We start from the raw sequence: 14,208 nt of genomic DNA on the forward strand, positions 1-14,208 counted from the left end.
GAATGCTTTAATGCATCATGAATACTCACGATAGTTCAAGCCAGCGGACACCAATTTGGGCGATCTGCCTGACGGGAAGTCTAGGATTAGCGGTTGCAATGGGCATCGGCCGATTTGCATTTACGCCGATGCTCCCTCTGATGCAACGCGAGGGATTGATTGATGGCGGAAGCGGCGCGTGGCTGGCTTCAGCAAACTACATAGGCTACTTGATAGGAGCACTGACGGCTTCTTATCTTCCTGGTAAAGCACGAACGCAAGTGGCGTTCAGTTTGCTGGCAACAGCTGTTTTAACGATGAGCATGACTCTACAAGAGAATGTCGCTAGCTGGATAGTGCTGCGATTTCTGGCCGGTGTGGTGAGTGCATGGACTCTGATATTCATCAGTGGTTGGGCTGTCTCTGCTTTGGCCTTGCGCAAGCGTAGCGATGCAGGTGGCTTGGTCTTTGCTGGCGTCGGTATAGGGATTGCTTTGGCCGGCCTCTGGGTCTGGTGGCACTCCGACGTAGATGCCTTATCTATATGGACGCAGCTTGGTTGGCTGTCTCTCTGTTTAAGCGTCATTGTTGTAGCGCTGTGGCCAGCATTATCTGCGGATGCTCAATCGAATCTGTCCACATCAACGGATACCGACAGTCGTCCCCCCGAGCAAATCAATCGTCACAGCAAGGTGCTAGTCCTTTGTTATGGCGCGCTAGGCTTTGGCTATATTTTGCCCGCAACTTACTTGCCTACACTAGCGCAAGGCTTGATCGATGATCCGCGGCAATTTGGTTTGCTATGGCCTATTTTCGGTCTGGCAGCAGCAGGCTCGACACTTCTGGCTGGACATGCTCTGCATCGCTGGAAAGGCAGTGATATTTGGGCGCTCAGTCATGTCGCTTTAGCGATAGGCTGCCTATTGCCCTTGTTCAGTCATTCAGGCTGGGCCGTTATGCTCGCTGCTATTTTGGTGGGCGGAACTTTTCTTGTTGCGACCATGACCGGCTTGCAAGAAGCGCGTCACGTTAGCTCGTCAAATCCCAAACCTTTGCTTGCACGTATGACTGCAGCGTTTGCAATTGGCCAAATTGCCGGGCCTTTGACGGTATTGTTGTTCAATTATTTGTCTGTTGAAACACTTGGCTTCAACAGTCTTGAGCTTGCACAAGCCTTGGCAGCATTACTGCTTTTGATTAGCGCAAAATCGTTGCGTCACCTCACATAATCGGAGCATTCAATTCTTTTGGTTAAAGAAGCTGATTGTAGGGGAAGAGGGCATCGTCGAATTGAACACACCGATTGGAACTATTACGATGGTTTCTTGGATAATGAATTTCGCAAGGACGCCATCAAGGCCGACGGCTGATGTGGCGCCTCTTTTTTTTAGAATTGTTAATATCTGTCATTAACTTTTATCTGCACAGAACTATAAAAAGAAGAACTACGGCGCGATAATTTTCTCTTCTCCATGCTTAGGCGGCGGAATATATTCAATATTTCCCAGTACCAGCGCACGCCCGGCGAATAGACCGCCGGTAGTTTCTAACGCGAAACGCTCGGCATCCCGAGTACGTAATTCGGCAATCAAATCATCGGCTTGCTGTTCATCAGAACCTAACAAGATCACGGCCTGCCTTGACATCAGCAAGGATGATTCGAATGTCTCGCGGATGACAAAATCGGCATCATGCTTAACAAGCTCGAGCGCATGTTCACGATCAAAGGCGCGCACCACGAGTTTGGCATGGGGGCATTCGTGGCGCGCCGTTTCTACAATTCGGGTCACTGCATTCTTATCGTTAATGCAGACAAGGATAACGGATGCTTGGAGCGCGCCAGCGGCATGGAGAATCTCTGCGCGCGCGCCGTCGCCATAAAAAACCTTGAAGCCGTAAGGTTCGGCGGTGCGTATGACATCCGGGTCATTATCGATAATTGATAATTTAGCGCCCTTGGCCAATGGACCTTGACTGGCAATCTGACCAACTCGACCAAAGCCAATGATGACAACACTGGCTTGAATATCTTTGGGGCCTTCTATGCCATCCAATGAAACATTTTGTTTACTACCAAACCCTTTATACAAAACTACGACCATTGGCGTTAATGCCATCGAGAGCACGACGATCGCAGTGATGTTTGCATTGATTTCAGATGTAATGACATTCAGCTTGAGTGCTTCTGTAAACAACACGAACGCAAACTCACCGCCTTGCGCCATCAGAATCGCTCTGTCGATTGCTTCTGCATGATTGCTCTTTGCCAGCCGTGCGACGCAATAAATACAGATGGCCTTTGTAATCATTAACGCCAGGACGCCTGCGATCACGAGTTGCCAGTTACGCGCAACCACATCGAGATTCAATGCCATGCCGACGCCTAGGAAAAACAGTCCTAATAGCAAACCTCGGAACGGTTCAATGTCTGCTTCCAGCTGATGGCGAAAGGTTGATTCAGAGAGCAAGACGCCCGCCAAAAATGCGCCCATCGCCATCGATAGTCCACCTAATTCCATCAGCAATGCCGCACCGAGAACCACCAACAAAGCGGCGGCGGTCATTACCTCGCGCGCCTTCGCTTTTGCCAAGATGCGAAACAGTGGGTTAAGCAGCCAGATACCGGCCCCGACCAGTACGACTAAAGACAGCGTTGCGAAACCTATCTTTTCCCACACGGGTACGCCATGCGACGTGCCCATATCGGCCGGTGCCAGGAAGGCGACGATGGCCAGCAAAGGAACAATCAGCAAATCCTCGAACAACAAGATCGAAACAATGCGTTGTCCCTTTGGCGTTTGCATGTCACCGCGTTCGCTGAGAACCTGCATCACGATTGCAGTCGACGTCAGTACAAATCCCGCGCCACTGACAAAAGATACTTGCCAGGAAAAGCCGAAAGCGATGCCTACCAAGGTGAGCAATACCGAACTCAGCAGAACTTGCATACTGCCCAATCCAAAAATTTGTCCTCGCAAGCTCCACAGGTGCGATGGTTTCATTTCCAGTCCGATAATGAACAAGAACATGACGACACCAAGTTCGGCAACATGAATGATGGTCTGTGGATCCGACATCAGACCCAAACCTGATGGGCCTATGGCGAGTCCCGCAGCCAGATATCCAAGCACGGAGCCGAGACCAATACGTTTAAAAAGCGGCACGCCGATAACTGCAGCGCCTAATAAGGTCACGATGCCAACTAATTGATTGGTGCTGCCGTCGATTGCCATAAAGTTTCCTGATTTTGCCGGTAATTCTTGTTAAGGGCGATATTGTATCTAGAACAAGGGAAGGGTGATTTTAAGAATTCAGCGTTTAAAAATGGGGCTTCTCATAAAGAGCCATAGGCCAGAAGCGGACATGCGCATCCCATAAAAATAGTATTGTGCTAACAAGTCTTCAGTGGCAGCATGTCGTGCGTTCGCGGAGTGCGCAGTTAGTAAAAGCGATCCTTATTGTCGGCGAGAATACCAATTAGCAAACTAAAAATTCAACATCAATGCATTTACTAGAAACACGACGCGATCGATCTGACCTTATTCGTTACTCGAATCTACTTTTTCTATTGGCTTCGCTATTTCTTATAAGGGTGGTGGGACAGGCTATCCAATATTGGTTTCCCCTTGAGTTTTTGCCAGCATTCGGCGACTTTCAAGGTAGTTCGCTGCCTTATGCACTACTGTTGCTTATACAGTTGATTCTCCTTTTATTCATGTACCGGGTCGCATGGAAACTTGCTAATCGTAAGTTTCCACCTAACCGTCGCGTCGGGCGATGGCTACTTGTATTGGGCGTCATATACATGGCAGGTTCTATTGCTCGTATCACCATCGGGATAGCTGCTGCAGATGCAGACGCTTGGTTTACTAGTTGGATTCCTGCTGTATTTCATGTTGTACTCGCTGCATTCGTATTGACTCTGGCAATTTTTCATCTGCGAACAAAGGAAAACTAAGCATGAAGGTCTGGCTTTCTTATGTCTGGTATCCCGTTACCTTGGTGGGTGCTGTGTTGGCATATTTTCATTTGCTATCGATTGGAAGCGAGCCTGTCGCTGCAGCGTATGTCCCGGTTGTATTGTCCGGCATCGTGATAGTTATCTTGGAATGGTTTTTCCCAGCGCGTCCTGACTGGCGCCCAACAAAGTCAGATGTTATTGCTGATACCGCATTTTTGGGCATGGTGCAAATCGCCGTTGCTAGGTTATTAGGGTTGATCGGCGTGCTATATGTGGCAGCCTGGGCTAATAAACACGTAGGCAGCACGCTCTGGCCAGGTGATTGGCCTTTACTTGCACAGATATTATTTATGGTGCTGTTAGTGGACCTGATGCGGTATTGGCTGCACCGCGCCGCACATAAGTACATGTTTTTATGGCGTCTACATGAAGTGCACCACTCCCCGGACATTCTCTATACCCTTAATGTTGGACGCTTCCACCCATTTGAAAAAATTTTGCAGTTTTGCCTCGATACAGTACCTTTTCTGCTGCTTGGCGTCGCCCCTGAGGTCTTAGCTGGCTATTTCGTTTTTTATTCCGTTAACGGCTTTTTTCAACACAGTAATTTGCAGCTGCGTTATGGATGGCTCAACTACATAGTAGGTAGCGCTGAGACGCATCGCTGGCATCATGCACGCGATCCAAAAGCTGCCTACTGCAATTTCGGCAATACCATTATCATTTACGATCTACTGTTTGGCACTTGGAAGTTGCCTAGACCGGTGGACGATATTGGTATTCCAGACCGTAACTACCCTAAGGGTTTTTGGGCGCAGATGATTTCACCTTTCCGACGCCGCAATGACTCTTGATCTGATTACGCTTTATCTCCGTCTTACTGCATGGCAGCAAGGGGCGCGCATTGCGTGGATGGCGCGCAATCCGATGAAAGTACAACACCGCCTGTTGGCCAGAATTCTTGCCGAGAACGAAAAAACTAGTTTCGGCCGCGAACACGAATTTGAACGAATTGACGGCTATGAAGAGTATGTAAGGACTATACCGGTATGTGAATTCGAAGATTTGCGTGCATTCATCGAGGCCGAGATCAACAAAGGCGACGCTGCACTGACCGCATCATCGCCGCTGTGCTATATGCGAACCAGCGGTACTACCGGCAAGCCCAAGGATCTGCCGCTCATCTCCACGCATCTGTCCGCCCTACAACGCATCCAGCGGACTGCGGTAGCTTTCCAGCACCGAAACTATCCGGAAGGATTTGCAGGCAGCATACTTGCTATCACTAGCCCGGCTAGTGAAGGCACTCTGTCGAATGGAAAACCTTATGGGTCTGCGTCAGGAGTTGTCTCTCGCAGTACGGCGCGCTCCATACGTAACAGATTCGTGCTGCCTTATCAGGTACTGGGCATCGCCGACAGTCGCCTCAAGTATTTACTGATACTGCGACTCGCGCTGGAGCGTAAGGACATCAGCTACATCGGAGCCGCCAATCCTTCAACCCTGCTCGCGTTAATAAAAATTTACCGCGAGCATCGCGAGCAACTAATTAGCGATATACGAAGCGGCGACTTTTTTCTCTTGGCTGATTTGTGTGCAGATGTAGCCCTCGCTGTGGCGCCACGTTTGTCGGCCAATATTGCCCGTGCTGACGAACTGGCGCGCATGGATTCTCGTGGACGCCTGGCAGACCTATGGCCAGAACTGCGTCTGATCGTTGCCTGGACGTGCGCCGGCGCTGGCGTAGCTGCGGCAGCTTTAAAGCAGGAACTCTCTCCACAGACCAAGATACTTGAACTGGGCTACGTCTCCAGCGAGTTTCGCGGCACCATCACATTGGGCCGGTCCTCCGGAAGCGGATTTCCGACGCTCGATACGCATTTCTTCGAGTTCGTGGAGCGTGACAAATGGGATAGTGGGCAACCCGAATTTCTCACTCTCGATAAGGTGCGCAAGGGCGGCCTCTACTATGTCGTAGTCACCACTCCATCCGGACTGTATCGTTATTTCATCAACGATTTGGTAAAGGTAACCGGATTCCTGCATCAGACCCCCTTGCTGCGCTTTATCCAGAAAGGCAAAGGCGTCACCAGTATCACCGGCGAGAAACTTTATGAGTCGCAAGTACTGGCAGCAGTGAATGCGGGCATGCAGAGCCTCGGCAGGCATGCTCATTTCCTCATGATGATCGCTGATGAAACGAATTCCCTTTACCGACTTTACGTCGAAGCTGGTGACATCGAAACCCTTCCTTCAGTTGAAACACTAGCTAATCTTGTGGACGCAAAGCTGGCTGCGCTTAATCTCGAATATCAGGCCAAGCGTGAAAGCCTGCGCCTGGGCAGCATAAGCGCACACTGGTTATTGCCGGGTGCCGGCGATGCCTACAAGCGTCATTATGTAGCGCAGGGTCAGCGTGAAGGTCAGTTCAAGACCGTGGCCGTCGCATATTTAAAGGACTCCTCTTTCGACTTTACATCTCACATCGCCAATGCTGTCTATGAAACTACTACGGATTAACCCATCCATTCTCGATATACCGTTCAAGGAGTCGTTCAAGCATGCTTCTGCCGAAAGAGTCGTCACACAAACTTTGTGGGTGAAGTGTGAGACAGCAAAAGGTATCAACGGCTTCGGCGAAGGTTGTCCACGCGAATACGTAAGCGGAGAAAGTCTGGAATCAGCATTGGCCTTTGTCGCACAGCATCATGAATGTTGGTTAGCGGAGATCGACAGTGTAGATGCTTTGCGTGCATGGATTAAAGTGAACCGCGTCTTACTCGATGCCAATCCTGCTGCATGGTCGGCAGTGGAGCTGGCGATGCTGGATGCACTAGGCATCGAAAATAGCTGCTCCATAGAGAAGCTGCTCGGCTTGCCCGAACTCTGCGGAGATTTCCTGTATACCGCTGTGCTCGGCGACGCTTCGACAGCGAAGTTCCAGTCGCAACTCGAACGCTATCAAACGAGCGGCTTCACTGAATTCAAGATCAAGCTTTCCGGCAATCTCGATCTGGATAAGCAGAAAATCGCAGTCCTGCGCGCAGCGGGCGTGCCAGCCAGCAGAGTCCGAGCCGATGCCAACAACCTGTGGCCAGATGTGGACAGTGCGGTCCTTCATATGAAGGCCTTGAATTTTGCCTTTATGGGCCTTGAGGAACCGATACGTGCAGGCAGCCCACAAGCACTGCGACAAGTTGCTGTCGCTTTAGGAATGAAGATCATCCTCGACGAAAGTCTGTTGCGCCTTGATCAGATCTGCGACTTCGAAAAAGATCCGCAGCACTGGGTCGTCAACGTGCGCATCTCCAAGATGGGCGGCATCCTGCGTTCGCTGGAAATGCTATCCGCCATACGTCGGGTGGGTTTCGGGCTTATCGTCGGCGCTCATGTTGGCGAAACCAGTGTGTTGACCCGCGCAGCTTTAACGGTAGTGAATCAAGCGCGTGATATTTTGATTGCGCAGGAAGGTGCATTTGGCACGCATTTGCTGACGCATGATGTGATGGAAAAACCCTTGATGTTTGGCCATGGCGGGGTATTAGAGTTTGATGCGAGAGGAAAACCCGGTCTGGGAATCGATGTAAGGATACTGACTTGAAGGTTTTCCGCTTTATTTTTCTATCCGCGATGATGGTTGTTCTATGCGGATGCCAAGCGTTCGTAAACTACAAATTTCTTCCGCGTGAGGGTGTGCGTCCGGCGGAATACGAGGTAGTGGTTGATCGCGATATATCAATGATCACTGCCGACGAAGTCGAATTGGTTGCCAGCATTTATCGTCCAAAAATGGACAGCCGAACTCCCACTATTCTGGTTCGCATTCCCGTCAGCAGCAATTGGAAGAACGATATGGCCATGGAGGCGGTGGCAAGCTTTTGGGCTAGCCGGGGTTATACAGTCGTCATACAAGGTACGCGCGGACGCTATAAATCTGGTGGTGAGTTTTACCCGTTGCGCCCGGAGCGTCAGGATGGCATCGAAACACTCAAATGGCTGGCGCAGCAGCCATGGTTCGATGGCCGCCTTGGCATGTGGGGAGGGTCAGCTTTCGGTTACACACAGTGGGCTGTCGCGGATCAACCTGGTCTGCTGGCAATGAATATTCAAATCGCTAGTACGGATTTCGGAACGATGTTCCATCCCGGCGGTGCATTCTCACTTGAGTCAGCGCTATTTTGGGCTGTTCGCAGCCGCGGCAAATCAGACGAAGATCCTTACTTCGACGCATTGGGAAAAGGATTTAATGGGTTTCCATTGATTGAGGCCGACGACAGAGCCGTCGGCGATATACGCTTCTTCAATGATTGGGCAACCGAACAAGCAGGCAGCGCTTATTGGACTGCCATCGACGGCGTAGATCGCGCTGCCAACGCGCAAGCACCTGTGCTGCTGATGGCCGGCTGGTCGGATCCATTTTTACCGACACAGCTTCGAGATTTTGCATCGCTGCAAAATTCATCCATCAGACCCGTAGCAGAAGGCAGCCGACTTATTATCGGCCCATGGACGCATGCCGACCCCATCATCTTTCCGGACGGGTCTTCGGCAGGAAGTTATCGCGCCGCGAGTCTGGCACCAAGTATTCCTTGGTTCGACCATCATCTGCTCGGACAAGCTCTGGATCCGGCCTTCAAAGCACCTGTGCGTATATATGTAATGGGCGAAAATGTCTGGCGCGATGAACCGGCCTGGCCATTGGCAAGAGCACGTGATACCGCTTTTTATCTGCATGGCAGCGGCAAGGCGAATGGTTTGCAAAGCGATGGCAAGTTAGCCCTCGAAATGCCCACAAAATCAGTTAAAGACATGTATCGCTATGATCCCGTGAATCCGGTTCCTTCGCGTGGCGGCGCTATGCTTGGTCCAAGAGCTGGCATGATGAAGCAGAACGATATCGAAGCTAGAGAAGACGTACTCGTTTATTCGACCGAGCCTCTGATAGAAGATATGGAAGTGACGGGGCCGATCAGCGCCATGTTGTATGTACAAACATCAGCCACCAACACTGACTTTACCGTCAAACTCATCGACGTCCATCCAGACGGCAACGCTTACAATATTTCTGATGGAATCTTGCGGCGCAGCTATGCCGCAAATTCAGACCCGACCGAAATAGCGGTAGAACTCTGGCCCACCAGCATGTTATTCAAACGCGACCATAAAATCCGTATCGAGATTAGTAGCAGCAACTTCCCGCGATACGACCGAAATTTGAATACGGGTGGCGATATATCGAAGGAGACTTCACCGATAGTGGCGATTCAGACCTTGCATCATTCACCAGCTATGCCATCGCGCATAATACTGCCGGTGATTCTACGTAGATAAAAAGCAAGTTTTTAGGAAACATGCAGTCAGAAATCGAATAGAGTTCACTGGCGAAATCTCTACACTTAATAATTGGTCAAAACTTCCCACTTAAGCGAGAGGTACAGCAAACTACTTATCAATCTGTGCGAGCCGAACAAGAAATTGCGAAATGAGCTCGTAACTTTGATTCATATCGCAAAAATCCCCACATAAAAGTTAGCGCCTGGAAGCCGGAACAAGTGATCGCGCAAATGATAAAGCCTGCCTCTTGAAGAGACAGGTTTTGAGATAACGAGTTATGAGCTAACGATGAGAACTAGTCAGGCATCAAGATTTGGCGAATTCTAGAATGTCGGCGTTGACCTTTTCTTTATGGGTATCGGTCAAGCCATGTGGCGCACCTGGATAAATGATCAGCTTGGCGTGCTTGACGATTTTGGCTGAGGCTTTGCCGGCTGCATCGATAGGCACGATCTGGTCATCATCACCGTGGATGATCAAAGTCGGTTTGTCGAATTTTTTCAAATCATTGCGGAAGTCGGTTTCCGAGAATGCCTTGATCGAGTCATACATATTCTTGTTACCGCCCATCATGCCTTGCATCCACCATGCGTTGATCAGGCCTTGCGATGCTTTTGCGCCTGGACGGTTAAAGCCGTAGAACGGGCCTGATGCGATATCCAGATACAGCTGCGAACGGTCTTTGACCGACGCTGCGCGTATGCCGTCGAATACTTCAATCGGCAAGCCGCCTGGATTGTCTGCGGTTTTCAACATCAGTGGCGGCACTGCAGATATCAGTCCAAGTTTGGCGATGCGTTTGGTACCGTGACGGCCAACATAGCGTGCGACTTCGCCACCACCAGTTGAGAAGCCGATCAAGATTACATTTTTCAAATCCAGTGCTTCAATCAACTGCGCCAAATCATCTGCGTAGTGATCCATGTCATTGCCAAACCAAGGTTGGCTAGAACGGCCGTGACCGCGGCGGTCATGCGCGATGACGCGGAAACCGTTATTCGCCAGATGGAACATTTGCGATTCCCAGCTATCCGAATTCAGCGGCCAGCCGTGGCTGAATACGATAGGTTGGCCTGAACCCCAGTCTTTGTAATAGATTTCAACGCCATCTTTTGTCGTGATGTAATTGGCTGTTTTCTTCACTGCGCCGCCAGCGGGTGCGGCGTTTGCTTCGCTTGATACAGCAGCTACCAATGGCAGAGCAATTGCGGCGGCGAGGCCAGCGCTGCCCATCAAAGCGGAACGGCGGGAGAGGCTTACGTTTTTATCGGCGGTAGTCATGATTATTCCTTTAGCGTGAATGAGTTATAAAATTGCTGTGTTATTTTTGATGCGGTACTTGTAACGACGATGTGTATCTAAACTTGTGAATCAATCCTGCGAACCAGCATGCAGCGACTGGTTCGCATGAGTTAATCTGCGCTGCGAGTTACAAGCCACCAAGGCTGACGTACTTCAAATTCAAGTACTCGTCGATGCCGTGTGTTGAGCCTTCGCTGCCGATGCCGCTGTCCTTGACGCCGCCAAATGGAGCAACTTCGGTTGTGACCAGTCCTTCATTGACGCTCACCATGCCACTCTGCAGCGCGCGTGATAAACGGAAAATGCGTGAGAGATCGCGGCTGTAGAAATATGCAGCAAGTCCAAATGGTTCGGCATTGGCAGCGGTTAATGCGTCTTCTTCTTTTTGAAAACGGAACAAGGCAGCGACCGGGCCGAAGGTTTCTTCATGCGCGATGATCATGTCGCTCGTTGCGTCGGTGATAACCGTCGGTTCGTAGAAGGTTCCACCCAGTGCATGGCGCTTGCCGCCGAGCAGAATCTGGCCGCCTTTGGCTTTTGCATCAGCTACATGGGCTTCGACTTTATCCAGGGATGCCTGGTTGATCAGTGGGCCTTGTTGAACGTCAGGAGTAAAACCGTTGCCGACTTTCAGTTGCGATACGCGTTCTACCAAGCGACGCGCAAATTCGTCATAGATCCCATCTTGAATGTAGAAGCGGTTGACGCAAATGCAGGTTTGTCCGCTGTTACGGAACTTGGCTGCGACTGCACCTTCGACGGCTTTGTCGATATCCGCATCATCGAAAACGATGAAGGGCGCATTGCCGCCGAGTTCCATCGATAGTTTTTTCATGGTTGCGCCTGACTGTTCGTACAGCAGTTTGCCGACGCGAGTTGAGCCAGTGAAAGTGAGTTTGCGTACGCGCGCATCGCTCGTTAGTTCAGCGCCGATCTGTACGGCATCGCCGGTGATTACGTTAACGACTCCGGCAGGCAAGCCAGCTTTTTCCGCAAGTACGCCCCATATAAGTCCGCAGTACGGAGTGAACTCTGATGGTTTGGCCACGACTGTACAGCCGGCCGCAAGTGCGGGTGCAATCTTGCGTGCCAACATGGAGAAGGGGAAGTTCCACGGCGAGATCGCGCCCACCACGCCGACTGGCTCACGCGTCACCAGGATTTGTCGACCCTGCCATGGCGAAGGAATAATTTCACCTTTGATGCGTCGGGCTTCTTCTGCAAACCATTGAATATAGTCGGCGCCCAGTTGCATCTCTGCGCGCGCTTCGGCAATCGGCTTCCCTTGTTCAAGCGTGAGCAAGCTGGCTAGATCATCCAAATTTTCGCGAACAATTGCCACTATCTTTTGCAGAAAATCAGCGCGTTCTGCTGCGGTTGTCATGGACCATTGCGCAAGAGCAGAGTGCGCAGCATCAATCGCAAGCCGAGTCTCATCTGTGCCTGACCATGCAATTGATCCGATCTTTTTGCCGTTTGCCGGATCTTCTACGCTGTGTTCACTGCGGTCATTGGCAGCTAGCCATTTGCCGTTGATGAAGTTGGCTTCTTTTAACCAGCCTGAGGATTTTATATGTTCTAGCATCGTGTTCACTTTCCGTATTTGATCGTTACTGTGGTCACTCCGGTTGAATGCAAATTCACAATTCACGGAGTGATCAAGGGCAGGCGCTGTTTGCTTTTGGATGGTTCTAATGGTTTATGAGACCCTCAGGCGATTTGCTGCATCAGCAAAGCTGCAGCGGCGCTCGATGAACCAGGATTTTGACCAGTAATCAGCAAGCCGTCTCTGACTACATACGAAGCCCAATCGTCGCCTTCAGAATAGATGCCACCTTTAGATTTCAGTTCATCCTCAACCAGGAAGGGCACGATGTCGGTCAATTCAACAGCGGCTTCTTCAGAGTTAGTAAAGCCGGTCACTTTTTTACCTTCTACCAAAGGTCTGCCATTGGATGTTTGTACGTGACGCAAGACGCCCGGTGCATGGCATACCAGTGCAACTGGTTTGTTGGCTGCGATGAAGGACTCAATCAAGGCGATCGACACTTTGTCTTCTGCCAAATCCCACAATGGACCGTGACCACCTGGATAAAACACAGTGTCGAAATCAGCTTGATTGACGCTGTCGAGTCGCACAGTGTTGGCCAGTTGTGCAGTCGCTGCAGCATCTGCTTCAAAACGATGTGTCTGTTCGGTTTGATTTGCTGGCTCATTGCTTTTTGGATCCAGCGGGGGCTGGCCACCTTTAGGCGAGGCGAGAACCACTTCGACGCCAGCGTCCTTGAAGGTGTAATAAGGCGCGGCCAGTTCTTCCAACCAAAAACCAGTTTTGCGGCCGGTGTTACCAAGTTCGCTATGCGATGTGAGGACCATAAGGACTTTCATTTTCATTCTCCAGTAAGTGAATCAATAAATTAGATCAAGGACTATTAGACCAGTCGTCTAATGCAAGATCAAAAAAAAGCATTTCATTGAAATGCGGGTAACTACAAGTTAAAAATTTTAAAATAGTGCGCTTAAACACTGGCTCTAAACAGCAGGTTCAACAACACGCACTATTTGTTGAGTCAATTTCATTGCCGTTTTAAATGGCTCGGTACTACGTTCAATCTTCACCATCACGCTCGCGCCCAGCCATAACTGATACAAGCTTTGCGCTACATTCTCCGCATCGCCATCGATATTCAAAGAACCTTCAGCCACACCGACCTCAATCGCGCGAGCCAAGCGGGTGACAATTCCAGAAGTACCTTGTTTGAGCGCTAAACGCATAGGCTCAGACAAATCAGCCACTTCAGCCGCCAACTTCACCGCCAGACATTTACCCTGGCAATCAAAGAACGATTGCGAATCCTGCCAGATTTGCCAGTAGTCCATCAACCTCTGAGCCATCGTCATGCTTGGCTGACTCAGGGTTGCATCGAGATCGGCCAAATAATCTTCGAAATAACTCTTCAACAGTTCTTCGCCAAAGACTTCTTTCGATCCGAAGTAGTGATAGAACGAGCCTTTAGGCACGCCAGCACTCGTCAAAATCTCATTCAAACCGACAGCAGAAAATCCTTTGCCAGCCATGATGCGTTGGCCTGTAGCAAGGATGTTCTCGCGGACATCGGAAGATTCGGAAGCAGTTGAAGTAACCATGAACGAAAGATACATGTAATTAGACCGGTCGTCTAGTATTATTTAAAATATTTTCAAAAGGATCTTTGTGAAGCTTTGAAAGGGGGAAAAAGAGAATGAAAGCTTAGGTCTTAATGCAGCTGCAAGATGAGGCCAAACTTCTAATCGCGCCTGCAAAAAGCTTTAAACCGCAGGCTCTTGCAGACACGTATTGAAGTTAAGTAATGCGACTAAAGCGAAAAGTCCTTACCGATAAAACGGTTCGACCTTGCCTTTGACTTTGGTCATTAAAGGGTTGCCCTTGCGATCGAGTGCTTTTCCCGCGGGGATTTTGATCCATCCTTCGCTGATGCAATACTCTTCAACTTCAGTGCGCACTCTATCGTTGAGCTTGATGCCGACGTCGTGCTGGAATATCGCCTCGTTGTAGTACGGGCTGCGAGGATCGACTGAGAGGCGATCAGGGAATGGGGGGAGGTGTGCGGTATCGTTCATGGCCATAATTA

Annotated in this window: 12 protein-coding genes; 6 read left to right on the forward strand and 6 right to left on the reverse strand. The window is 50.2% G+C overall.

Annotation, left to right across the window (positions count from 1 at the left end):
• The first annotated feature begins 98 nt into the window (after positions 1-98).
• On the forward strand, positions 99-1,208 hold the full coding sequence (locus Q7T66_RS10090) for a YbfB/YjiJ family MFS transporter (RefSeq protein WP_304933204.1): 1,110 nt from the start codon (positions 99-101) through the stop codon (positions 1,206-1,208).
• A 216-nt stretch (positions 1,209-1,424) separates the two neighbouring features.
• Here Q7T66_RS10090 and Q7T66_RS10095 read toward each other — a convergent pair whose 3' ends face one another.
• Positions 1,425-3,212: a monovalent cation:proton antiporter-2 (CPA2) family protein gene (locus tag Q7T66_RS10095; protein WP_304933205.1), complete on the reverse strand. Its 1,788-nt coding sequence runs from the start codon at positions 3,210-3,212 to the stop codon at positions 1,425-1,427.
• A 572-nt stretch (positions 3,213-3,784) separates the two neighbouring features.
• Between Q7T66_RS10095 and Q7T66_RS10100 the strand changes: the two genes are divergently transcribed.
• The 5 genes from Q7T66_RS10100 (at position 3,785) to Q7T66_RS10120 (ending at position 9,271) form a co-directional block, all read left to right on the forward strand.
• Positions 3,785-3,937, forward strand: a complete 153-nt coding sequence (locus tag Q7T66_RS10100; RefSeq protein ID WP_304933206.1) for a hypothetical protein — start codon at positions 3,785-3,787, stop codon at positions 3,935-3,937.
• A gap of 2 nt (positions 3,938-3,939) precedes the next feature.
• Complete coding sequence (locus Q7T66_RS10105; protein WP_304933207.1) at positions 3,940-4,794, forward strand: sterol desaturase family protein; 855 nt, start codon at positions 3,940-3,942, stop codon at positions 4,792-4,794.
• Positions 4,784-6,460: a GH3 auxin-responsive promoter family protein gene (locus tag Q7T66_RS10110; protein WP_304933208.1), complete on the forward strand. Its 1,677-nt coding sequence runs from the start codon at positions 4,784-4,786 to the stop codon at positions 6,458-6,460. The genes Q7T66_RS10105 and Q7T66_RS10110 overlap by 11 nt, the downstream gene beginning before the upstream one ends.
• On the forward strand, positions 6,441-7,541 hold the full coding sequence (locus tag Q7T66_RS10115; RefSeq protein WP_304933209.1) for a mandelate racemase/muconate lactonizing enzyme family protein: 1,101 nt from the start codon (positions 6,441-6,443) through the stop codon (positions 7,539-7,541). Before Q7T66_RS10110 ends, Q7T66_RS10115 begins: the two co-directional genes overlap by 20 nt.
• Positions 7,542-7,678: 137 nt before the next feature.
• Positions 7,679-9,271, forward strand: a complete 1,593-nt coding sequence (locus tag Q7T66_RS10120; protein ID WP_304933210.1) for a CocE/NonD family hydrolase — start codon at positions 7,679-7,681, stop codon at positions 9,269-9,271.
• A 309-nt stretch (positions 9,272-9,580) separates the two neighbouring features.
• Here Q7T66_RS10120 and Q7T66_RS10125 read toward each other — a convergent pair whose 3' ends face one another.
• The 5 genes from Q7T66_RS10125 to Q7T66_RS10145 form a co-directional block, all read right to left on the reverse strand.
• Complete coding sequence (locus Q7T66_RS10125) at positions 9,581-10,555, reverse strand: alpha/beta fold hydrolase (protein ID WP_304933211.1); 975 nt, start codon at positions 10,553-10,555, stop codon at positions 9,581-9,583.
• Positions 10,556-10,703: 148 nt separating this feature from the next.
• Positions 10,704-12,161 (reverse strand): NAD-dependent succinate-semialdehyde dehydrogenase, encoded by a 1,458-nt coding sequence (locus tag Q7T66_RS10130; protein WP_304933212.1) that lies wholly within the window; start codon positions 12,159-12,161, stop codon positions 10,704-10,706.
• Between the two features lie 125 nt (positions 12,162-12,286).
• Positions 12,287-12,964 carry a type 1 glutamine amidotransferase domain-containing protein gene (locus Q7T66_RS10135; protein ID WP_304933213.1) on the reverse strand — a complete coding sequence of 226 codons (678 nt, stop codon included), beginning with the start codon at positions 12,962-12,964 and terminating at the stop codon, positions 12,287-12,289.
• Positions 12,965-13,108: 144 nt separating this feature from the next.
• Positions 13,109-13,723 carry a TetR/AcrR family transcriptional regulator gene (locus tag Q7T66_RS10140; RefSeq protein WP_304933214.1) on the reverse strand — a complete coding sequence of 205 codons (615 nt, stop codon included), beginning with the start codon at positions 13,721-13,723 and terminating at the stop codon, positions 13,109-13,111.
• Positions 13,724-13,948: 225 nt separating this feature from the next.
• Positions 13,949-14,197: a DUF3297 family protein gene (locus Q7T66_RS10145; protein WP_304933215.1), complete on the reverse strand. Its 249-nt coding sequence runs from the start codon at positions 14,195-14,197 to the stop codon at positions 13,949-13,951.
• Positions 14,198-14,208 lie beyond the last annotated feature (11 nt).

This window comes from Herminiimonas sp. (assembly GCF_030655415.1).